The organism is Alkalimonas delamerensis, assembly GCF_030717955.1.
In the GTDB taxonomy this organism is placed as follows: Bacteria; Pseudomonadota; Gammaproteobacteria; order Enterobacterales; family Alteromonadaceae; genus Alkalimonas; species Alkalimonas delamerensis.
In genome coordinates, this window is record NZ_JAUZVY010000002.1 from 182219 (window position 1) to 203714 (window position 21496).

Annotated in this window: 26 protein-coding genes; 16 read left to right on the forward strand and 10 right to left on the reverse strand. The window is 54.7% G+C overall.

The window, feature by feature from the left end; genetic code table 11:
- Position 1 precedes the first annotated feature (1 nt).
- Entirely contained in the window at positions 2–2518 is a 2517-nt protein-coding gene (locus tag Q3O59_RS05335; protein ID WP_305944592.1) for an EAL domain-containing protein, read from the reverse strand.
- A gap of 151 nt (positions 2519–2669) precedes the next feature.
- Positions 2670–4286 (reverse strand): MFS transporter, encoded by a 1617-nt coding sequence (locus tag Q3O59_RS05340; protein WP_305944593.1) that lies wholly within the window; start codon positions 4284–4286, stop codon positions 2670–2672.
- A 303-nt stretch (positions 4287–4589) separates the two neighbouring features.
- Between Q3O59_RS05340 and narL the strand changes: the two genes are divergently transcribed.
- The 10 genes from narL to Q3O59_RS05390 all read left to right on the forward strand — a co-directional run bounded on the left by narL (position 4590) and on the right by Q3O59_RS05390 (position 13039).
- On the forward strand, positions 4590–5243 hold the full coding sequence (gene narL, locus Q3O59_RS05345) for a two-component system response regulator NarL (protein ID WP_305944594.1): 654 nt from the start codon (positions 4590–4592) through the stop codon (positions 5241–5243).
- On the forward strand, positions 5240–6451 hold the full coding sequence (moeA, locus tag Q3O59_RS05350) for a molybdopterin molybdotransferase MoeA (protein WP_305944595.1): 1212 nt from the start codon (positions 5240–5242) through the stop codon (positions 6449–6451). Before narL ends, moeA begins: the two co-directional genes overlap by 4 nt.
- A 137-nt stretch (positions 6452–6588) precedes the next feature.
- Positions 6589–8202 (forward strand): thiamine pyrophosphate-binding protein, encoded by a 1614-nt coding sequence (locus Q3O59_RS05355; RefSeq protein ID WP_305944596.1) that lies wholly within the window; start codon positions 6589–6591, stop codon positions 8200–8202.
- 108 nt (positions 8203–8310) lie between these two features.
- Complete coding sequence (locus Q3O59_RS05360; protein ID WP_305944597.1) at positions 8311–9669, forward strand: amidohydrolase family protein; 1359 nt, start codon at positions 8311–8313, stop codon at positions 9667–9669.
- Positions 9669–10178: a gamma-glutamylcyclotransferase family protein gene (locus tag Q3O59_RS05365; protein ID WP_305944598.1), complete on the forward strand. Its 510-nt coding sequence runs from the start codon at positions 9669–9671 to the stop codon at positions 10176–10178. The genes Q3O59_RS05360 and Q3O59_RS05365 overlap by 1 nt, the downstream gene beginning before the upstream one ends.
- An 87-nt stretch (positions 10179–10265) precedes the next feature.
- The gene (locus Q3O59_RS05370) at positions 10266–10667 is read left to right on the forward strand and encodes a GFA family protein (protein ID WP_305944599.1); all 402 of its coding nucleotides are present in this window, start codon (positions 10266–10268) and stop codon (positions 10665–10667) included.
- 98 nt (positions 10668–10765) lie between these two features.
- A complete protein-coding gene (locus Q3O59_RS05375) occupies positions 10766–11230 on the forward strand; it encodes a VOC family protein (protein WP_305944600.1) in 465 nt (154 codons plus the stop codon).
- An 83-nt stretch (positions 11231–11313) separates the two neighbouring features.
- Positions 11314–11634 carry an antibiotic biosynthesis monooxygenase family protein gene (locus Q3O59_RS05380; RefSeq protein WP_305944601.1) on the forward strand — a complete coding sequence of 107 codons (321 nt, stop codon included), beginning with the start codon at positions 11314–11316 and terminating at the stop codon, positions 11632–11634.
- Between the two features lie 33 nt (positions 11635–11667).
- Positions 11668–12648, forward strand: a complete 981-nt coding sequence (locus Q3O59_RS05385) for an NAD(P)-dependent alcohol dehydrogenase (protein WP_305944602.1) — start codon at positions 11668–11670, stop codon at positions 12646–12648.
- 106 nt (positions 12649–12754) lie between these two features.
- On the forward strand, positions 12755–13039 hold the full coding sequence (locus tag Q3O59_RS05390; protein ID WP_305944603.1) for a hypothetical protein: 285 nt from the start codon (positions 12755–12757) through the stop codon (positions 13037–13039).
- Between the two features lie 32 nt (positions 13040–13071).
- Here the strand turns inward: Q3O59_RS05390 and Q3O59_RS05395 are convergent, their stop codons facing one another.
- Both Q3O59_RS05395 and Q3O59_RS05400 read right to left on the reverse strand, forming a co-directional pair.
- A complete protein-coding gene (locus tag Q3O59_RS05395; RefSeq protein WP_305944604.1) occupies positions 13072–13371 on the reverse strand; it encodes a type II toxin-antitoxin system RelE/ParE family toxin in 300 nt (99 codons plus the stop codon).
- Between the two features lie 8 nt (positions 13372–13379).
- Positions 13380–13622 (reverse strand): type II toxin-antitoxin system Phd/YefM family antitoxin, encoded by a 243-nt coding sequence (locus Q3O59_RS05400; protein WP_305944605.1) that lies wholly within the window; start codon positions 13620–13622, stop codon positions 13380–13382.
- A 409-nt stretch (positions 13623–14031) separates the two neighbouring features.
- Here Q3O59_RS05400 and Q3O59_RS05405 point away from each other — a divergent pair, with 409 nt between their 5' ends.
- From Q3O59_RS05405 to Q3O59_RS05430, 6 genes are all read left to right on the forward strand, one after another.
- A complete protein-coding gene (locus tag Q3O59_RS05405; protein WP_305944606.1) occupies positions 14032–15039 on the forward strand; it encodes a DUF1852 domain-containing protein in 1008 nt (335 codons plus the stop codon).
- The gene (locus Q3O59_RS05410) at positions 15036–16070 is read left to right on the forward strand and encodes a methionine synthase (protein ID WP_305944607.1); all 1035 of its coding nucleotides are present in this window, start codon (positions 15036–15038) and stop codon (positions 16068–16070) included. The genes Q3O59_RS05405 and Q3O59_RS05410 overlap by 4 nt, the downstream gene beginning before the upstream one ends.
- Positions 16071–16189: 119 nt before the next feature.
- On the forward strand, positions 16190–16534 hold the full coding sequence (locus tag Q3O59_RS05415) for a thiol-disulfide oxidoreductase DCC family protein (RefSeq protein ID WP_305944608.1): 345 nt from the start codon (positions 16190–16192) through the stop codon (positions 16532–16534).
- A gap of 10 nt (positions 16535–16544) precedes the next feature.
- Positions 16545–16880, forward strand: a complete 336-nt coding sequence (locus tag Q3O59_RS05420; RefSeq protein ID WP_305944609.1) for a hypothetical protein — start codon at positions 16545–16547, stop codon at positions 16878–16880.
- A 158-nt stretch (positions 16881–17038) separates the two neighbouring features.
- Positions 17039–17278: an addiction module protein gene (locus Q3O59_RS05425; RefSeq protein ID WP_305944610.1), complete on the forward strand. Its 240-nt coding sequence runs from the start codon at positions 17039–17041 to the stop codon at positions 17276–17278.
- Between the two features lie 14 nt (positions 17279–17292).
- On the forward strand, positions 17293–17574 hold the full coding sequence (locus Q3O59_RS05430) for a type II toxin-antitoxin system RelE/ParE family toxin (RefSeq protein WP_305945109.1): 282 nt from the start codon (positions 17293–17295) through the stop codon (positions 17572–17574).
- Positions 17575–17584: 10 nt separating this feature from the next.
- Here Q3O59_RS05430 and modC read toward each other — a convergent pair whose 3' ends face one another.
- The 6 genes from modC to moaC are packed head-to-tail and all read right to left on the reverse strand — an operon-like array spanning position 17585 to position 21413.
- Positions 17585–18769, reverse strand: a complete 1185-nt coding sequence (gene modC, locus Q3O59_RS05435; RefSeq protein WP_305944611.1) for a molybdenum ABC transporter ATP-binding protein — start codon at positions 18767–18769, stop codon at positions 17585–17587.
- Positions 18766–19467 (reverse strand): molybdate ABC transporter permease subunit, encoded by a 702-nt coding sequence (gene modB, locus Q3O59_RS05440; protein ID WP_305944612.1) that lies wholly within the window; start codon positions 19465–19467, stop codon positions 18766–18768. The genes modC and modB overlap by 4 nt, the downstream gene beginning before the upstream one ends.
- 5 nt (positions 19468–19472) lie before the next feature.
- A complete protein-coding gene (gene modA, locus Q3O59_RS05445; RefSeq protein ID WP_305944613.1) occupies positions 19473–20231 on the reverse strand; it encodes a molybdate ABC transporter substrate-binding protein in 759 nt (252 codons plus the stop codon).
- A 3-nt stretch (positions 20232–20234) separates the two neighbouring features.
- A complete protein-coding gene (moaE, locus tag Q3O59_RS05450) occupies positions 20235–20684 on the reverse strand; it encodes a molybdopterin synthase catalytic subunit MoaE (RefSeq protein ID WP_305944614.1) in 450 nt (149 codons plus the stop codon).
- A gap of 22 nt (positions 20685–20706) precedes the next feature.
- The gene (locus tag Q3O59_RS05455) at positions 20707–20964 is read right to left on the reverse strand and encodes a MoaD/ThiS family protein (protein WP_305944615.1); all 258 of its coding nucleotides are present in this window, start codon (positions 20962–20964) and stop codon (positions 20707–20709) included.
- Positions 20961–21413 carry a cyclic pyranopterin monophosphate synthase MoaC gene (moaC, locus tag Q3O59_RS05460; protein WP_305945110.1) on the reverse strand — a complete coding sequence of 151 codons (453 nt, stop codon included), beginning with the start codon at positions 21411–21413 and terminating at the stop codon, positions 20961–20963. Before moaC ends, Q3O59_RS05455 begins: the two co-directional genes overlap by 4 nt.
- Positions 21414–21496 lie beyond the last annotated feature (83 nt).

Below are 21496 nucleotides of genomic sequence, written 5' to 3' on the forward strand. Positions count from 1 at the left end.
CTCATGCCTTGGCGAGCTGGCTGTTTAACTCGGCAATGGGCAAAGCCGGTGCATACAAATAGCCTTGCGCCATGCTGCAGCCCGCTTTTAGTAAGAATGCTTGTTGCTGTGGGTGCTCGACACCCTCAGCAATCACATCCAGGCCCAGTGCCTTGGCCATGGCGATAATGGCCTGAGCAATTTGGGCATCTTCACTGTTATCTGGTAGTTCATCAACGAAGCTGCGATCGATTTTTAAACAATCGATCGGCAAGCGTCTTAGGTAGGAAAGCGACGAATAACCGGTGCCAAAGTCATCAATCGACAGCCGAAAGCCTTGCTGACGCAGGTTTGTGAGCAGCATGAGGGTGTTGTCGGCGTGCTCTGGAATTAAGCAGCTTTCAGTCAGCTCCAGTTCTATGCATTTGGGAGCAATCTGGTATTGCTGCAGCTGGTGTTGCAGTCGCTGGCTGAAGGTTGGCTCCAGCAATTGCATGGCGGAAATGTTCACGGCAACCGGTAGCGCCAGCTTGTAATCGCGGATATCGCGACAGACTTGCGCCAGTACCTGATCGCTGAGCAATGAAATCAGCCCCAGCTTTTCTGCCAGTGGAATAAAGCTGGCCGGCGAAATAAAGCCATGCTCACGGTGTTGCCAACGTACCAGTGCTTCCAGCCCGGTTAGCTGTTGTGTTTTCAGGCAGACTTTGGGTTGGTAAAACACCTGCAGATGTTGTTGTTGCAGCGCCTGGCGCAGCGCTTGCTCCAGCTTGAGTTCATTCTGGGTTTGCTGACCAACGCTTTCCTGATAAAAACAGTATTGATTGCGACCGGCATTTTTCGCCTGATACATGGCGACATCGGCATGCTTGATCAACTGATCGGCGCTTTGTGCATCTCTGGGGTAGACACTGATGCCAATGCTGGTGGTAAGGAAAAAATCCTGCTCCAGCAAGCGAAACGGCAAATCGAACTGACTAACCAGACGTTTGGCCAGGTTCTCCAGCGAGGTGGTATCGGTGATTTCCGGCAGTAAAATGGTAAATTCATCACCGCCAAGCCGGGCCACCGACTCGCCTTCGCGCACCGTGGCTTGCAGACGTTTGGCAACCTCTTTCAAGGCGTCATCGCCAGCCTGATGCCCTAAGGTATCATTGATGCGTTTGAATAGATCCAAATCCAGAAACAATACCGCCATCTGGTGCTGGTGGCGATGAGCATTGGCCAGTGCCAATTTCAGCCGATCCAGAAACATCCGGCGGTTGGCCAGGCCGGTCAATTCATCCAGGTAGGCCAGTTGATGAATTTTAGTTTCCTGATATTTGCGCTCACTGATGTCGCTGAAAATGGCTGCAAACTGGCAGATGTCCCCATCTTCGCCGCGAATGGCGGTGATGGATAGCCACTCCGGGTAAATCTCACCATTTTTGCGCTTGTTCCAGATCTCGCCTTGCCAGTGGCCTTGCTGCAGCAGGGTTGCCCAGAGCGTGCGATAAAAGTCTTTGTTGTGCAGGCCAGAGCTGAGTAAAGCCGGGGTCTGGCCGATGGCTTCTTCGGCGCTGTAACCGGTCAGCTGGCTAAAGCTGGGGTTGACCGATTCGATGATGCCATTGACATTGGTGATCATGATGCCATCCAGCGAGGCATCAATGACCTTTTGTGCCAGCCGCAAATAGTCGGCTGAAGTTCGCAGCGCCTGATCCCGGGCCTGCAGTGCTTGCTTCAGCTGCTCCACGTAGGCGTACTCGACGTGGATTAAAATATCGCTGAATGACAGCAAGCCGCAGATCGCTTCATGCTCGTTGCAAACGGCCAGGTGGCGAAAGTTTTTCTCTTTCAGTAAATCAACCGCCTGCAACAGGCTGCAGCTGTGCGAAACGGTTAAAACCGGGCGCTTTGCCAGTTGCCAGAGCTCAGCATGGCAATTGCCATCGGCAATCAACCGAATCAGATCCCGCTCAGTGATAATGCCGTGCACCCCGTCGGTAAAGGTGACTATCGCCGCTTCGGCATTGTGCTGCTGCATCGCTTTGACCGCATGATTCAGGGGTGTCTTGCTGCACAGAATCAAAGGCGGCCTGGAAATGCTGCTGCCAACATCACGCAAGCGTAAATAGTGTTCGATGCGTTGCTGTCGGATGATATCGGTTTGGGTCAGCATCCCCAGTGGACGCTGCTCGTTATCGAGCACCAGCAAACGACGAATGCGCTTTTGCAGCATCAGACTGGCTGCCTGATTCAGCGCAATATCGGCGCTGACATGGATCACCGGGCTGGTCATCACTTGATGGATTGGTTGTCTGAAGGCATCGGCTTGCAGGCAATTTAAACGCTTAGCATCGGCTTCTGTCCAGATCCCCAGTACTGCTGAGTCGTCACAAATAAGAATGCAGCTAACTTGATGCTGGTGCATCAGCCGGGCCGCTTGCTGCACTGAGGTGTTGGGTGAGCAGCGAATCAATTGCTGGCTGATGATCTGGCAAACTTTAGGTTCCGGGTTGTGCGCGCTGCTGAGCAGTTCGGTCAGATGGCTTACCACATATCACCTTGGCTGGTTAAAAAGCAGCCGGCAGTATAAGAGTGGGGGTGATGCTTGCCATTGATCCAGCGCAAAGCAGCCTCCCAAAAACAGGGAAATTGCGACCAAAGTCGCAGAGGCAGCAGCGGTCAAGCTGCTGCCTGCTGATGGCTCAAGGATTGTAGAACTCGCCGGACTTGCGCAGGTAGTAGAACCAGTTCAGCACCAGGCAAAGCGCGTAGAAAATGGCAAAGCCAATCATGGCGTGCTCAGGGGTTGCAGCACGGATTTGTTCACCAAACACCTGCGGAATGTAGAAGGCGCCATAGGCAGCCATGGCTGAGGTCCAGCCCAGCACCGGGCCTGCCTGCTCCTTCGGAAACACCACCGCGATGGTTTTAAAGGTGGAGGCATTGCCAATGCCGCTGGCTGCAAACAGCAGTAAGAACAGCAGGAAAAACGGCATAAAGTACTGCTCTGGACTGGCCGATTGATAGGCTTGCTGCATAAAGTAGGCAGCACCAAGCGCGGCAATCACCATTACCACGGCACAGACCTGGGTCACCAGGGCACCGCCCAAGCGATCAGAAATCCAGCCACCAACCGGGCGAATTAAGGCGCCAATAAAGGGGGCGATCCAGGCATAGGTCAGAGCACTCGGGCCATTCGGGTTGGGGGTGTCGTGTGTCATCACGCCATCCACCATAATGTGGCTGTAGCCAAAAATGACCTGAATCGACAGCGGCAGGGCAGCAGCAAAGCCAATAAAAGAGCCAAAGGTCATGATGTACAGTATGGTCATCACCCAGGTGTGTTTGTTGTTGAAAATTTTGTACTGGCGCTCCAGACTGGTGCGAATGGCACCGGGTAAGAACTTCAGCGCCAGCACCGTTGCCAGTGGCACCAGCACCAGCACCAGCTCATTCGGAATGTTAAAGCCAGCGCCATTGGCCGAGGCTGGCAAAATCAACCACAAACCAAGAATTGATGTGATAAAACCAATCCCATACATCGCCAGCTGAATGGAGAAAGAGCCTGCAGCGCTCGGTAATTGAGGTGTCACCTCCTCGGTATTGATGTTGTTCATGCCAAACCAGATGGCAAAGGACAATGGCAGCAGTAGCAACAGCCACAGGAAACCAGCGTTTTGGATCCAGGTTTCACTGCCTGCGGGGATGCTGCCGATTAAGGTGCCGCTGGATTGTTGCAGTGTCATTGAATCGCCACCGCCTACCAGGGTAAAAGCGCCGAAGGTCATAAAGAGCGGGATCAGGATCTGCATGGTGGTGACGCCGAAGTTGCCAAGACCGGCATTGATGCCCAGCGCCAGGCCTTGTTTTTTCTTCGGATAGAAAAAACTGATGTTGGACATCGAAGCGGCAAAGTTACCACCACCAATCCCCGACAGTAAGGCCATCAGTTGGAACACCCAAAACGGCGTATTTGGATCTTGCAGAGCGACTCCGGTGCCAAATGCCGGGATCATCAGCAAACTGGTTGTTAAGAAAATGGTGTAGCGGCCACCGCAAAGCCGGACAAAGAAACTGGCCGGAATACGGAGGGTTGCGCCACTCAGGCCAGCAATGGCGGCCAGGGTAAAGAGCTCTGGTGCCGAATAGGGAAACCCTAAATTGAGCATCTGCACACTGATAATGCTCCACATCATCCAGACCGCAAAGCCACACAACAAGCTTGGGACCGAAATCCAAAGGTTGCGGGTGGCAATGCGGTTGCCTTCTTGCTGCCAGAAGCTATCGTTTTCCGGCTCCCATCGTTTTAGATCAGACATAGTCAGACTCCTGTTTGCTGATGCGCTAACTATGCGTGCAGCTGGCTCGCACGACAATGCAACTCAGGGGTTAGCTCCTTTGTGCCATCAACTATCCATGGGTACCTACAAAGAGGTAGCTGCTGCTGCGTCATATAAATTTAATGTCTAAAATCATTTATTTAGATATGGCTGTATTGGGCCTGTTGTTGCAGCTATGACCTTGTTACTTTTACGTGAATGCACCAAACTATGACCTGAATCAAAGAATCACAGCCAGGGATCGCGGCTAATAGCCAAAACCAGCGAGCTAAGGAGTTCCTTATGAGTGTTGAAGCAGCCAGCGTGATGCTGATTGACGACCATCCTTTATTGCGCAAAGGCTTAAAGCAATTGTTGTCCTTTGAGGACGATTTAGCCGTGGTGGCTGAAGCCAGCAGTGGTAAAGAAGCCATCCCGATAGCGGTAGAGCTGGACCCGGACTTAATCATCCTGGATCTGAACATGCAGGGCATGGATGGCCTGGCTACTTTGCAGGCACTTCGTAAAGAAGGGGTGACCTCGCGTATTGTGATGCTGACGGTATCGGATGCCGATGAAGATGTGGTGCAGGCCATTACGCTGGGGGCTGATGGTTACCTGTTAAAAGACATGGAGCCGGAGCAATTGTTAGAGCAAATTCGCCGGGCTGTGACCGGTAAAATGGTATTGAGTGAATCGGTTGCCGCGGTGCTGGCGACGGCACTGCGAAAACCCGGCCCTAAACCCAATGCCGAGCTCAACAGCCTGACCAACCGCGAGTACGAAATTCTCAGCTTGATTGCCAAAGGCATGAGCAACAAAGTGATTGCCCGTGAACTGGACATCTCCGATGGCACCGTCAAGGTGCATGTTAAGCATCTGCTGAAAAAGCTGGGGCTGCGCTCACGGGTGGAAGCTGCGGTCTGGATGGTCAATCAGCAAGGAGCCAAAGCATGAGCATGATGCCGGTGCAGGATGCCATTGATGCCATGCTCAGCCAGGTGATGCCGCTGCATGCCACCGAGGCTGTCGGCTTAACCCAGGCATTGGATAGGGTACTGGCGCAGGATGTTCGGGCTGAGATCACGGTGCCAGCCTTTGATAACTCGGCGATGGATGGTTATGCCTTGCGCTCAGCAGAGGCCACAGCGGACCGTCTGCTGCCGTTGGCGGGCACCGCTTTGGCTGGTCACGCCTTTGAGGGGGTTACTCCTGCCGGGCATTGTGTGCGCATTACCACTGGCGCTGTTCTTCCCGAGGGACTGGACACTGTGGTGATGCAAGAGCAGGTGCAGCAAACCGAAGCCGGCATTCGGTTGTTGCATGCTCCTAAAACGGGTGAGCATGTGCGGCGGGCCGGTGAAGACATTGCCCCAGGCCAGCTGTTGTTGGCAAAAGGGCATCGCCTCAGCGCGGTGGACATTGGGTTGTTGGCCTCGATTGGCCTGGCGGAAATTGCGGTGCTGCGCCGGCTGAAAGTGGCGGTTTTTTCCACAGGCGACGAGCTGGTCGCGCCGGGGCAGTCGTTGCCGGCGGGGCATTTGTACGATAGCAACCGCTATGTGCTGCAGGCGATGTTGCAGCGTTTAGGAGTGGCGGTGCTGGATTTAGGTTTGCTGCCGGACAAGCCCGAGGCCATTCGGCAGGCGATTTTGCGCGCCAGTGATGAAGCCGATGTGCTGATCACCAGTGCCGGGGTGTCGGTGGGCGAAGCCGATTACACCCGTCAACTGTTGTCTGAGCTGGGCGATATTGGCTTTTGGAAGGTGGCAATGAAGCCAGGCAAGCCTTTCGCCTTTGGTTCTTTGGGCTCTTGCTGGTTTTTTGGCTTGCCCGGCAATCCGGTGGCCACGGCAGCCACCATGGATCTGCTGGTGCAACCGGTACTGCGCCGTTTGGCCGGTGAAAAGCGGCCGCAGCCTGAAAGCTTGCAGGCCATCGCTACCGAGCCTTTGAAAAAGTCCCCCGGCAGAGCCGATTTTCAGCGCGGTTATTACCAGCAACAGAATGGGCAGTTGCAGGTGCAGGCCGTCGGCAAGCAAAGCTCGGCCGTGCTCAGTGGTGCCGCTAAAGCCAATTGCTACATTGCGCTGGAGCAAGAGCGGGGCCAGGTCGCAGCCGGCGAGTCGGTGCAAATCCTGCCGTTTTATCAATTGCTGCGTTAGTCGCCGCCGTTGAGCAGGGGGTAGCTGACAACTACCCCTTCTGCGCTTAAAGCGAGCAACCCTTCCTTGATCGTGATCAAGCCAGTGTCACCCCTTTACTCCGAGACTAAGTGCAAAGCTTAACTTTGGAGATGACGATGAATTTAGTGGATGCACTGCTGTGTGAACTCAAAGATATGGGCGTGCAGCACCTGTATGGGATCCCCGGCGATTTTGTACTGCCGCTGTTTGAGCAGTTGCAGCAGAAAAATCAGCTGCCCCTGGTGTATTTAAGCCATGAACCGGCGGCGGTGTTCGCCGCCGATGCAGCGGCCCGGATCAGCAACCGCCCTGCGGCGGTGATCCTGACCTACGGCGCCGGCGCATTGAATGCGGTGAATGCCGTGGCTCAAGCCTATGTCGAGCATGTGCCGCTGCTGGTGATTGCCGGCTATCCGGCCAAAGCGGAGAAAGAGCGCCAGCTGCTGATCCATCATCAGGCCAGGCGTTTTGACTCGCAAAAGAAAATCTTTGAAGAGATCACCGCCTGCCAGGTACGGCTGGACGATCCGGCCACCGCCTGGCAGCAGTTGCAGCATGCCTGCCGTCTTTGTCAGCAGGAATCTTTGCCGGTGCTGATTGAATGGCCCCGTGATGCAGCCAACTTTCCGGTAGCTGAGCGTCCCAGGTTGCCGAGGCGCAAGGTAGATGAAGCCCAGCTGGAATTGGCGGCGCAAGCCATGCAGCAGCGCTTGGCTGCAGCAAAGAAGCCAGTGCTGTTGGTGGATGTTGATGTGCGGCGTTTTGCCGCGGTCGAGCAAGTCGAGCAATTGGCCCAAAGCTGCCAAATTCCCATTCTGACCACCTTGCTTGGCCGGGCTGCGGTTGATCAGACGCATCCATATTACCGTGGCATTTTCCTGGATCAGGCAGACAGCGAAAGTTTTGCCCTGATTGAGCAGGCCGATTTAATCATTCAGCTGGGTGTCTTGCCAACCGACAGCAATTTTGCCGCCCATCAGCACCTGTTTCAGGCCGACAGGGTGCTTGACGTGCAGCAGCAGGGCTGTCGCATTGGCGAGCAGTTCTACGTTGGTTTTGGTATCCGCGATTTGCTGATAGCCCTCTCTGCTATGAAGTTGCCGGTCTTTAACCTGAGTACAAAGGTAGCTCGGTCGTTGGATGTGCCAGCAGAGCCGGACGCGAGCAAAGCATTGGATCCCATTCGCTTAATGCAGTGCCTGCACCGGGAACTGTCGGCGCAGCCGGCGACCCTGCCGATGGTGGCCGATATCGGCGACTGTTTGTTTGCCTCGTTGCAGGCTGCACCCAGCTTGCTGCTGGCACCGGCTTTTTATGCCTCGATGGGCTATGCAGTACCGGCTGCCATAGGTGTGCAGTTAACCAGCGGTCTTCGGCCGGTGGTCCTGGTGGGGGATGGTGCTTTTCGCATGACTGGGCTTGAGCTCGGGCATTGCCAGCGCTATGGCGTGAGTCCCATTGTGGTGCTTTTTAACAACAGCAATTGGGAGATGATCAAAGCCTTTGCACCTAAGCTGGACTGCGCCAACCTTGGTCAGTGGCATTATGCCGAGCTGGCCGAGGCCATGGGCATGCTGGGACTGGTTGCCGACGATGAAGCAAGCCTGAGTCAGGCTATCCGGCTGGCGCTGGCCAGGCCCGAACAGCCGGTGCTGATCGAGGCGCGTTACCAGGCGGGCCAGCAAAGCCAGCAATTGAGCCGTTTTGCCCGGCGGTTTTTGGGCTGCTAGCCCAGTAGCTTGGTCGCAGTGCTGGCACCATTGGCAGCAGTCTGGTTGCAGGAATAGCCAGGGCTTATCATACTTATCGTCATGTTCACTCATCACAGGTTGACGGTTATGCGATGGCTTTCTGGTGTTTTGCTTGGCGCTTTGTTGTTGGTTGCAGGCTGGCAATTGCAGGCGGAATCAGCTCAGCACAGCGTAATTGTGTTTGATCAGGTGCAGGTGCTGCCGATGGACTCGGCAGAGCTACTGTCCAATCAGCGGGTACTGGTGCAAGGCGATCGCATTGTGGCGGTGGCACCGGCGGCGGAGCTGGCGATCCCAGAGGGCGCCAAAGTGATTGATGGTCGGGGGCGTTATTTGCTGCCCGGTCTTGCCGAAATGCATGGCCATGTACCGCCGATGGTGGATTTTAGTGGCATGCCGGCCCGCTACCTGGATGATGTGCTCAAGCTCTATCTGGCCGGTGGTGTCACTACCGTACGAGGCATGCTGGGCCATGAGCACCAATTGCGGTTAAAAGACGACATTGCCAGTGGCAAACGGCTGGGGCCAACTTTGTATCTGGCCGGTCCCAGTTTCAATCAGCATACCGTGACTTCTCCAGAGCAAGCCCGAGAGCGTGTGCGCCAGCACAAAAGCGAGGGCTGGGACTTGCTTAAAATTCACCCGGGTTTAAGCCTGGCGCAGTATCAGGCCATCGCCGCTGAAGCCAAACAACAAGGCATCGATTTTGCGGGCCATGTACCGGCAGCTGTCGGAGTAGAGCAAGCCATTCAGCTAGGCAGCCGCACCATTGATCACCTGGATGGCTACATGGCAGCCTTGGGTGGTTTTGACCGCGAGCTTAGTCAGGATGACATGGCCGGCTTGGTTGCCCTGACCAAAGCGCACGGGGTAGCCGTGGTGCCGACCCAGGCGCTGTGGGAAACCATTATTGGTGCTGCCGATAGGGAGGCGCTGGAAAGTTTTGAGGAGCTGAAATACATGCCGGCCCGGGTGCTAAGCGGTTGGCGGCGTTATCTGGACTCGGCTTCCGGCGCTTACTATACCGGTGAAACGGCTGCCATCCACGCAGCAAATCGCCAGCGGCTACTCAGTGCCTTGTATCAGGCTGGGGTCACTATTTTGATGGGTACCGATGCACCGCAGCTATACAGTGTGCCAGGGCTATCGCTGCGTCGTGAACTGCCGTTGATGGCGGCGGCTGGCATGAGCCATTACGATATCCTCCGCAGCGGTACCGTATTGGTGGGCGAGTATTTTGGCGATCAGGATACCTTTGGTTTGGTAAAAGCCGGTCACCGGGCCGATTTGCTGCTGGTAGACAGCAATCCTTTGGATGATCTCTCCGGGCTCTATCATCCGGCCGGCGTCATGGTGCGGGGCCAGTGGCTTAGTCGACAGGCGCTGGACGCCATGCTGGACGAGATTGCCACAGCCCGGCAACAAGAAAACCAGGAGCGCGGCTGATGTTGTATTTTGCCTATGGCTCCAATTTGTCGCTGGCCCGCTTACGCCAACGGGTACCCAGCGCTGAGCGGCTTGGTGTGTACCAATTGGTGGGATATCAGCTGCGATTTCACAAAGCCAGTACCGATGGCTCGGCCAAATGCGACGCTTTTTATACCGGCGAGAACAGCCATCGGGTACTCGGAGCCGTCTATAAGATGGATCCAGCCGAGCGGCCGGTGCTGGATCAGGCAGAAAGCCTGGGCACCGGCTACAACGCCAAACAGGTGTGGGTGCAACACGCCGATGGCCACAGCCTGGAAGCGTTAATCTACTACGCTATTCGTATTCGGAATGATGTGATCCCATACGACTGGTACAAACATCATGTGCTGGTGGGGGCGCAAGAAGTGCAACTGCCAGATTACTATGTACAGACCATCGAGTCGGTGATGGCCGTGCCAGATCCAGACCGGCATCGTGCCAGCAAGGAATGGGCGGTTCATCGCGGCTCTGCTTCATCTGCATAACATTCCGTAACAAAATGCACTGGCGGAGGCTGTGCTTTGCATTATAGTGTGTAAGCACATAGGGCAAGCTCTAATGGAGGAAGAGGCATGCAAGCACAGTGTTTATGTGGTTCGGTAAAAATCAGCGCCAAAGCGCACCATCAGGTTAGTGTTTGTCACTGCAGTATGTGTCGTCGCTGGGGCGGCGGCCCCTTGTTTGCTGTGCACTGTGGCCAAGAAGTTCAATTTGAAGGCCGGGATTTTATCACCGATTATTCGTCTTCCGACTGGGCCAGCCGGGGTTTTTGCCGACAGTGCGGTACCCATCTGTACTACCGGTTGCTGGATGCCAACGAATACATTCTGCCTGCCGGCTTGTTTCAGGATGAAGACGGCTTAGCCCTGACCGAGCAAATTTTTATCGATCAAAAACCGGCTTTTTACAATTTCCGTGAGCAGACCGAGAACCTGACCGAAGCCGAGGTATTTGCCAAGTATGCGCCATCCTGAAGTTAAGGCTGGACATGTCCCATACCAGAGTTGGTTGTTGTTCTGGTGCATACGAAGCCGCCTGATAAAAGCGGGCCCAAGCAACAAGGAGAGAGATCATGTCGCAGGTTCAAGCGATACCAGAAGGTTACAGCGGAGCCATTCCGTATCTGACCATTAAAAATGCTGCCGATGCCATCGGCTTCTACCAACAGGCCTTTGGCGCCGAGTTGATCGTCAAAATGGACATGCCAGGCGGAGGCGTGATGCATGCAGAAATGCGGCTAGGACAAGCGCTGTTTATGCTGAGCGAGCAAAACGATGACTGGGGCACCAAAAGCCCACCGATGTTGGGTGGTACGCCGGTTGGGGTGATGATTTATGTGCCGGATGTCGATGCCCTGGTGGCCCAGGCTGAAGCGGCTGGCGCTACCATCACCAGGCCCCCCTCCAATGAATTCTATGGCGATCGCATGGCTTGCCTGCAAGATCCCTATGGTCATAACTGGATGTTTTCGACCCATGTCGAAGATGTCTCAGAGCAAGAGCTGATGCAGCGTGCCAAGCAGTTGTATGGGGGCTAAATCCAGTAAGCCATGTTTGCACATGGCAGTGTGCGGCTGTAGTGCTCAGAAATTGCTTGATACATTTAAACAAGGGAGCGGCCATGAGCCCCATCGCAACGACACCGAAAGCACCATATTATGCGGTGATTTTTACCTCAGTACGCACCAAGGGGGACCAAGACAACTATGCTGCGATGGCTGATAAAATGGTGCAACTTGCTGCCGAACAACCTGGCTTTCTTGGCATCGAGTCGGCCAGGGAGGGCGTTGGTATTACTGTCTCCTACTGGCAAGACCTGGCATCCATCAAGCAATGGAAAGCAAATACAGAGCACCTGCTCGCCCAAAAGCTCGGTCGCGAGCAGTGGTATCGCAGTTTTAAAACCAGAATTGCCAAAGTTGAGCGCGACTATGGGATCTAAGCAAGTTCAGCAAATGAGGGCTCCCGGAGTGCTATGAAAGCCTTGCGTCAACGACAGTACGGCTGTTTGGACTCGCTGGAACTAAGCGAGGTTAAAAAGCCGATCCCCGCTAAGCACCAGGTGCTTATCAAGGTGCATGCTGTTTCCATCAATGATTGGGATTGGGCACTGCTGCATGGCAGCCCTTTTATTCCCAATCGTTTGATGGTCGGCTTGTTTAAACCGAGCATCATTGTGGGCTCAGATATTGCGGGGCGCATTGAGGCCGTTGGCAGCCATGTATCCCGCTTCAAGCCGGGCGATGAAGTGTACGGCGATCTGTCTGGTTGTGGCTTTGGTGGTTTTGCCGAGTTTGTCTGTGCGCCCGAAGATGCCCTGATCCGAAAACCACCAAGTATGTCGTTTGAGCAAGCAGCGGCGATCCCGCAGGCCGGTATGTTGGCGCTGCAAGGGATCCGGGCTAAGCACTCGCTGCCACCAGATCAAAAGGTGCTGATCAACGGCGCTGGCGGCGGGGTAGGCAGTATCGCCGTTCAACTGCTGAAACCTCAAGGCGTCGAGGTCACAGGGGTTGATAGTGCAGAAAAACTGGCGCTGATGCGATGCTGGGGCTTCGATCAGGTCATCGACTACCGGGCCGTTAATTTCACTCGTAATGGCCAGCGTTATGACTTGATTATCGACGTGAAAACCGAGCAGTCGCCCAAAGACTATGAACGTGCTTTGAGTCCGGGTGGGGTGTACGCAACTGTTGGCGGGCAACTTACCAAGTTGCTTCGAATCGCGCTTTCTGGTTTACGCATCCAGCGCGAACGCGACAAAAAGCTGCGGGTGATAGGCCTGCAGGCGAACGGCGATCTGGCGTATTTTAACGAGCTGTTTGAGAGCGGTCACTTTAAGCCGGTGCTGGATAAGCTGTACGACTTCACCGAATCCGATGTGCGCCAGGCTTTTCAGCGGTTTGGTGTTGCTGCACATAATGGTAAGATCGTCGTGCGCTTGTCGCACCTTTAAGCAACGGCTCAGAAACGGTCAGAAAGAGCGGCTCAATTGGCCGAACTTGTTCAATAAGGCCGTCAGTCAAATTTCAGTTTGCTTAGCCTAACACAAAGAGGTTCTGATGAAGTGTCCGCATTGCTCGCAACATGTGAGTGTCTTTTCCAGAAGCATCAATAAATTTGGCTCTATGCAGCTGTGCCCAAAGTGCAATCAGCCGGTTAAAACCTATTTAAGCCTTAAATGGGCTGCTATTTTATTTATTCCTGTTTTTGTCAGTTTGCAAGCAATCAAGTTGCTCTTTATCAATGGCGGTTTCAGCAGTTCCCTGGCAACGGGGTTTGCTTGTGGCTTGCTGGTTGTATTGTCCATGAGGCTTAAAGTGCCAGATGATGCCACAAGATCATAAGCATCTTTTAAAAAGTTGAGAGGTCAGATTTCCTAGGGAAGATGCTTTTGTGGCAGTTGTGGCTGCCCTAATACGGCCACGATCAGAATAAAGCCGTCTTCTTGTGTGAAGTAGGCGGTATGTTTGCCAATTGGGAAATAGAACCCCGAGGGGTAGATGTCGTCACAACTTCGTCCCAGTTCAGGATTATCGGCCAACATTTGAAAGCCAGACAGCAGACTTGCTTTGTATTTTAGCCACTGCGATTCAGAGAAATTTGTTAGGGTGTAATCTCTAATTGCACGCAAATGTGCCTGTGCCAGGCTGCTTAGCTGAAAGCTTTTCTGTTGCATCAATGGCTTTAGAGCGCGTTAAGAAAACTTTCGCCATCAACTACCTTGCCGTTGGCAAGGTCCTTCTTCGCAGCATCAAAGCACTGTTTCAAATACTCCGCCTTCATCGCCTCCAATGCTTCAAAATCATGAATAGACATCACCACCACAGCATCTTTACTGTTTTTGCTTATTTTAATCGGTTCCCGCTGCGCATTGAGCAGCAATTCGCCAAAATTCCGCTTTGCATCATTTGCGGTTAATGTTTGCATGGTAAAGCTCCATTGTTAACCACCCCTTGAAGTATAACGTATCGCACAAAGCGGTCAATACGCTTAAATCGTGCGATTTGTGCGGCTTTCTGGCAGTGGCCATCGTTTTAGTCTGCCTATCACATGCACTCCCTATAGCTACCTATCACAAGCCCTATGCGTTTCAATTAGAGCTATGCAGCAGAGCCGTTGCTAAGAGGAAAATAGCAGTATGAAAATTTTTCATACTGCATCTGAAATATCACCATTTTCCTTCCCCGGATTTTGCGCGTATAACACACCCATGGTTGCCATTTAGATGTCCAGATGCCTAATTTGGCGTCGGATGCACTGGCAACAAATGCATGCAACAGGGTTTGCCGTGCGCAAACCAGCAGCATAGGTAACAGACAACAGGGTAGCAAAGACTATGAACAACTTTACATTCAGCATTAAAAGCATCGCTTTTGACGAGCATTATCAGCCAGCCGATAACACCCGCATCACTACCAACTTTGCCAATCTGGCCAGAGGGGCCAGCCGTCAGCAGAATTTACGCAAAACCCTGGCGATGATTGACCGCCGCTTTAATGCACTGGCGCCCTGGGATAACCCAAATGCTGATCGCTATGCGGTGCAGCTGGACATCATTTCCGTCGATATCCACATCGAAGGCAAAGCGCAGGGGTTTCCGGCGATAGAAGTGCTTAAAACCAGCATCATTGACCGTAAAACCAATCAGCAAGTTGAAGGCATTGTTGGCAACAACTTTTCGTCCTATGTGCGCGATTATGATTTCAGTGTGGTGCTGCTGGAGCACAACAAAAACAAGCCCAATTTCAGCATTCCGCCAAACTTTGGCGATTTGCACGGCAAGCTGTTTCAGTGCTTTGTCAGCTCCAGCGAGTACCAGCAACACTTTCGTAAGCCACCGGTGATTTGCCTCAGTGTGTCCGACAACAAAACCTACCAGCGTACCAACAATTGGCACCCGGTGTTGGGCGTGGAGTATCAGCCGGATGACAGCTCGCTGACCGAGCAGTACTTCAAAAAAATGGGCTTGAATGTGCGCTACTTTATGCCGGCTCAAAGCGCCGCGCCGCTGGCGTTTTATTTCTTTGGCGATTTGCTCAATGATTACAGCAATCTGGAGCTGATTGGCACCATCAGCACCATGGAAACCTTTCAAAAAATATACCGGCCGGAAATTTACAGTGCCCATGTCGCGGCAGGGGAGCGCTATCGGCCCAATCTGAAAAACCCGGATCACGCCGCAACCGACATCGTCTACGATCGGGAGGAGCGCAGCCGGCTGGCGGTGGAGCAGGGCCGGTTTGCCCAGGAGCACTTTATCAAGCCGCACCAGCAGCTGCTGGAACAATGGGCTGCACAGTACCCTTTGCTTGAAACGTTAACTGAAGAGCGGGCGATCGCATGATGAACAGACTACTTCCTACCTCCACCGCTGGTAGCTTGCCCAAACCATCCTGGCTGGCTGAGCCTGAAACCCTGTGGTCGCCCTGGAAATTGCAGGGCCAGGAATTAACCGATGGCAAACAGGATGCGCTGCGCCTGGCGCTGCACGAGCAGCAACAGGCCGGGCTGGATATTGTCAGCGACGGCGAGCAATCGCGGCAACATTTTGTCACCACCTTTATTGAGCACCTGGATGGCGTGGACTTTGCCAAACGCGAAATCATGCGTATTCGCAATCGTTACGAAGCCAGCGTGCCCTCAGTGGTCGGCGCGGTCAGCCGGCAAAAGCCGGTCTTCGTGGAGGATGCGCGCTTTTTACGCCAGCAAACCAAACAACCGATCAAATGGGCGCTGCCAGGCCCGATGACCATGATAGACACCCTGTACGATGGCCATTACAAAAGCCGCGAGCAACTGGCCTTTGAGTTTGCCAAAATTCTCAATCAGGAAGCCAAAGAGTTGGCGGCGGCCGGGGTGGATATTATCCAGTTCGACGAGCCGGCTTTTAATGTGTTTTTTGACGAAGTGAATGACTGGGGCATTGCTGCCTTAGAGCAGGCGATAGCCGGCCTTGACTGCGAAACTGCTGTGCATATTTGCTATGGCTACGGCATCAAGGCCAATACCGACTGGAAGCAAACGCTGGGCTCGGAATGGCGCCAGTACGAGGCTGTTTTTCCAAAACTTCGGGAGTCCTCCATCGATATCATCTCGCTGGAATGCCACAACTCCCGGGTTCCGATGGACTTGCTGGCGCTTATTCGTGGCAAAAAAGTGATGGTCGGGGCCATTGATGTGGCAAACCACAGCATTGAAACCCCGGAGGAGGTCGCCGCCACGCTGCGTCAGGCACTGCAGTTTGTCGATGCCGACAAGCTCTACCCATGCACCAACTGCGGCATGGCGCCGCTGCCGCGCCAGATAGCACGGGGCAAGCTTCAGGTGTTAACGGCCGGGGCTGCTTTGGTGCGTAGCGAGCTAGCAAGCTGCTAATTTTACTGCCGTGCTGTGCAAAGGATAAAGTTCAGCGCCTTTAAAACATTGATCCATAAGCTGAGCCAACCGTAATCAGACAGGAGCATGTAGCCAATAGCGGAATTGAGCCTTTAGCGATGCAAAAACTGTTTTTTGATGGCAGCTGCGCTTTATGTCGGCGTGAAATTAACTGGTTGGCACCCAAACTAAGGCCGCATCTAGAGCTTGTCGATATCAGCGCCGACGGCTTTAGCGGCTTTGCCGGGGTGACGAAAGCGGCGATGATGCAACAAATTCATTTGTGGCGGCATGACCAATTTCTGATTGGCATCGATGCCAGCCTCTACTACTGGCAATTGGCCGGACATACCCGATTGGTGGCGCTGTTACGTCTGCCACCTTGCTATTGGCTGGCCAGCAAAGCCTATGCCTATTGGGCCGCCAAGCGCAGCCATTGCACTGGCGGCGATTGCGCGCTTTAAGGCAGTAAAGATGCCACCACCAAGAATGCGCCAGCGCAGTGTCAGCAAAGCTTCAGCCGCCACCGATCAGCATATTTTGCGGTTACACAGTGCCATGGCCGAAAAGCTGCTGGCTGAGCCCTGGCGTATCAGCGGTATCCGTCAGACTCTGGAGCAGCGCTATCAGGCCGGGCAGATAAAGCATGGCGGCTACATTCACTGGCACAGTATTTTGGATTGCATTGACCAGCCGGACCTATTTCGCACCGCTTTGCTGGATAACGGCGAGCGGATGAAAAAACTGCGCCGCCGCACTGTGTTGGTGGGCATACTCACCGAGCAAGAACGCATGGCACTGCTTGGCTAACTTTTTTGCTCATTGTAGCTGATGGGCAGTTCAAGGGTTCAAGTCAAGGCTTGACCAATTGACTTCTCACGAAGCATTGGCTGATGAAAGTGGGTAGTGGAGTAAGTCCGGAGCAGAGTGTAAACTTGCCAAAGAGATAATTCGCGAATGAGGTATTTATGTTGCCTGCTACTGAGCTGATTGAATCTGAGGCACTTTCGCTGCCGGTTTCAGAGCGTGCAGAATTGATAGTGCATCTGCTGGATAGTTTAGAGCCTCGCCCAAAGATTGCTCCTGCCCAAGTTGAAAAAGCTTGGGTGCACGAGGCTAATCGGCGATATCAGTCCTACCTGCAGGGAGAGGAGGAATCCTACTCTGCTGACGAGGTGTTTGCTGACTTAAGGGCGGACGACGATTGAAGCCTATTCGGTTTTTGGCGTCTGCCCGTGAAGATATTCGCCAGGAAAAATCGCGTTACCGCTCTATCCATCCCGAGCTGGCCCGCAGGTTTCAAGCTGCAATCGAGGCCGCCACAGCACTTATCGCTGAGCAACCACTTGCCATGCAAGAGCTAGACTTTTCTGTCAGGCGTTGGCCTCTGGAAACTTTCCCTCATGGTGTACTGTATCGGGTTGAGGAAAAATATGTGCTTGTTTTGGCAGTATTTCATCCGAGTCGGGAACCTGAAAAATGGCATCTGCGAGTCCGCACATAGCTTGCCGTTTTCAATCCAAAGCCACAGCCTTAATCTGCGCATAAACCTGTTGTCCAAGCTGCAACCCCAACCGCTCAACCGATTGCTGCGTCAGCAGCGCCTGCAAAGGCTGGCCGGCGAGGTCGAGTTGCACCAAGGTTTCGGCCGGGTGGGGGGCTGGGTGAAAGCCGGTGATGGTGACTTTTAGTTGATTGCTGACTGAGCTGTCCTGAATGGGTTGGGTGCTTAGTGCGACGTCACGGGCCTGGATGCGCAGGCGGTAGTTTGGTTGGCTAAATGGCGGTGCTGGCAATTGCAGCTGCTGCTGGCCGATGCTAAGCGTTAGCAGGTGCGCTTGGCTGGCACTATGGTTGGCATGCAGCAGCGATAAAGCGCCGCTGGCGGCGAGTTCGGGGCGGAGCAGTTGCTGTGGCAGCGGGCCCTGGCTGTGGATGCGGCCGTTTTGCATCAGCACCAGCTGATCGGCCAGTTTGACCACATCGTCCAGCTGATGGCTGACCAGCAGCATCGGTATGCCGGTTTTTGCGGCGATGCGCTGCAAAAAAGGCAGAATGTCGTTGCGGCTTTGCTGATCCAGGGAAGCCAGTGGCTCATCGAGCAGCAGCAATTGCGGCTGGCTTAGCAGTGCCCGGCCAAGCGCGACCCGCTGGCGCTGACCGCCGGACAATTGCTCTGGCCTTTGGCTAAGCAGTGGCGTCAGTTCCAGCAGGGTGATGACTTGTTCTGGCTTCAGTGCAATCGGCTGCCTGGCATGCAGGCGCTGATAGCCATAGAGCAGATTTTGCTGCACCGATAAATGCGGCAGCAAGCTGCTTTCCTGAAACACCATGCCAATACGCCGCTGATGCACAGGTAAGAAATCCCTATCCTGCTGCCAGGTGATGCTGCCAAAGCGGATATGGGTATTGGCATGGCGATCCAGCCCGGCAATAGCGCGCAGCAAGCTGGTTTTGCCACAGCCAGAGCGACCAAACAGAGCGGTGATGCCCTGAAGCGGCAGGGTGTCGTTCAGTTGCAGGCAAAAATCGCCGCGCTTGACCGTGCAGTTAAGGCGAAGAGTGACGGCTTCGGGCTGGCTTTGGCAATGGGTGCTGCTAGCGGCTACGCTGGTATTGCCAAAACGCTGCCAGCGCCAGCTAAGCCTGTGCCAGAAGCTGAGTTTATCGCCTGCGCGGGAAAGGCTATGGTCGGTCATGTCAGTGGCCCCCGGTCAAAGCGCTTGTTCAGGCCATAGACAATAAAGAGCACCACAAAGGCGGCAATCAGCAGGCCGAGCGACAGCTGATGCGCCTGGCTGTAGTTCATCGCTTCGGTGTGATCGTAAATCAGCACCGACAGCACCTGGGTTTCACCCGGTATGCTGCCCCCCAGCATTAAAATCACGCCAAACTCGCCCAGTGTATGGGCAAAGGTCAGGGTGGCGGCGACGATAAAACCACCGCGACAAAGCGGCAACACCACACTAAACAGCTGGTCCAGTTTACCGGCCCCAAGCGTCTGCGCCACTTCCAGCGGCCTTGGCCCCATGCGGCGAAAGCTCTCCAAGAGCGGCTGCACGGTAAAAGGCAACGAGTAAATCACCGAACCAATCAAAATACCGGGAAAGCTAAAAGCCAGATGCTGAAACCCCAGCCGCTCCAAAGTGCCACCAACCGCGCCCTCTGGGCCGAGCAGCAGCAACAGATAAAAGCCCAGTACTGTGGGTGGCAGCACCAGTGGCAAGGCCACCAGCGCCTGAATAGCGGTGCGCACCCGGCACTGACCCCGGCTCTGGCCCTGGGCCAGCCACCAGGCGAGCGGGGTGCCCAGCAATAATAAAATCAGCGTGGTGTACAAACACAGCTTCAGCGTCAGTTGGATGGCTTGCCAGTCGTGTGCAGTGAGTTCGATCATCACCCTTACTCCACACGCCTGGCCGGTAGTTCGAAACCGTAGTGCTCAAGGATGGAACGCGCCTCGCTGCTTTGCATAAAGGCGGCAAAGTGATGCGCACTGGCGTTGTTGGCACCATGACGGGTCACGCTGTAGGCCTGGGTCAGTGGCTGGTGCAAATCGCTTGGGATCAGCTGATAGCCATGGCGGGAAAGCTGCGGAAAACGGGCCAGCGACAGCGCAATAATGGCCACTTCGGCCGCGCCGCTTTGTGCCATCTGGGCGGTTTGGGCGATGTTTTCGCCATAGACCAGCTTAGGTTCCAGCGCATCCCACAGGCCAAGCGCCTGCAAAGCCTCCTTGGCGCGCAGGCCATAGGGCGCATGCGCCGGTTGGGCGATGGCGAGGCGGCGAAAGTTTAGCGCATTGAGCTGAGACAAGGTGACTTCCGTCAGATCCAACCGCGGGCTCCACAGCACGATGCGGCCTATCGCATAGAGCTCTGGTGCTGTGCTGACATGGCCTTCGGCATAGAGCTGCTCGGGGAACTGAATATCGGCCGAAAAAAACAGATCAAAAGGAGCGCCGTGACGGATTTGGGTGCTGATTTTTCCCGACGAGCCGTAGCTGACGCGGATCCGCGCCTTGGGGTGCTCGCTTTGGTACAGCGCGATGATCTCATCCAGCGCATAGCGCAGATCGGAAGCGGCTGCGATGGTCACTGGCTCCGAGGCCCTGACCGGCAGCATACAGAGCAACAAACTGAAGACCCAAAGAATACGCATCGATTACCCCCAGCGCTCGGCGGCATCCTGATCGCTTGTTTTGGCCGCGACCCAGGTATCACCCTGAGCGGTGCATTCTTTTTTCCAGAACGGCGCCCGGGTTTTCAGGTAGTCCATCACAAACTGCGCGGCGGCAAAGGCAGCGGCGCGGTGGGCACTGGCCACCCCAACAAACACAATCTGCTCATTCGGTGTTAACGCGCCGATGCGGTGAATGATCCGTACTGCGCCCAGTTGCCAGCGCTGCTGGGCTTCAGCGGCAATAGCGTGCAGCGCCTGCTCGGTCATGCCGGGGTAATGCTCCAGCGTCATCTGCTTCAAATCGCCGCTGCTTAGTTCCCGCACCAAACCGGTAAAGGTGACTACAGCACCGCAGCGGCTGTCCTGGCTCAGCAACTGGTACTGAGTGCCAACGCAAAAGTCCTCGCTTTGTACCTGCACAACAATGCTCATGCTTGCCTCCGCTACGGCTGTATCAGCCACCGGTGACCGGCGGGAAAAACGCCAGTTCATCACCGGGGTTTACCTTGGTGTGCAGTGGGCACAGCTGTTGGTTCACCGCGCACAGCAAGTCTTGCCGGCTTAGCTCTTGCTGCCAGTCGGCAGAGCGGCTTTGCAGATGCTTAAGCACCGCAGCGGCACTGGCATCGTGTTCAAAACTGCTGCTGTCGAGTTCCAGAGCCGCGGTATTTAACCGCTCGCGCAGTGCTGCAAAGAAAAGGACTTTGATCATAAGGCTGCTCCTTCAGTGGGCCGTTGCCACAAACCATGTTTGCCACCGGTTTTTTGCTGCAATTGAATGGGGCCAATCACCATGGCCGGATCGACCGCTTTGCACATATCGTAAATGGTCAGCGCTGCCACCGAGGCGGCGGTCAGGGCCTCCATTTCCACCCCGGTCTGGCTTTGCACCCGGCACAGGCTTTGGATAAAAATCTGGCCGCTTGCGGCATTGAGTTCAAAATCGATGCTAACTTTGGACAGCGGCAATGGATGACACAGTGGGATCAAATCGCTGGTTTTTTTCGCTGCCATAATGCCGGCAATGCGGGCGGTGGCCAGCACATCGCCTTTTTTTACCAGCGCCTGCTCAATCAGCGCAATCACATCCGGCTGGGTTTGCACGCTGGCACTGGCAATGGCCTCACGCATGCTGCTGGCTTTGCCGGAAACATCCACCATCAGCGCACTGCCATCAGCATTCAAATGGGTGAGCTGGGTTTCTTTGCTTGGGCTTTCTTTGCTTGGGTTTACTTTGCTAGGGT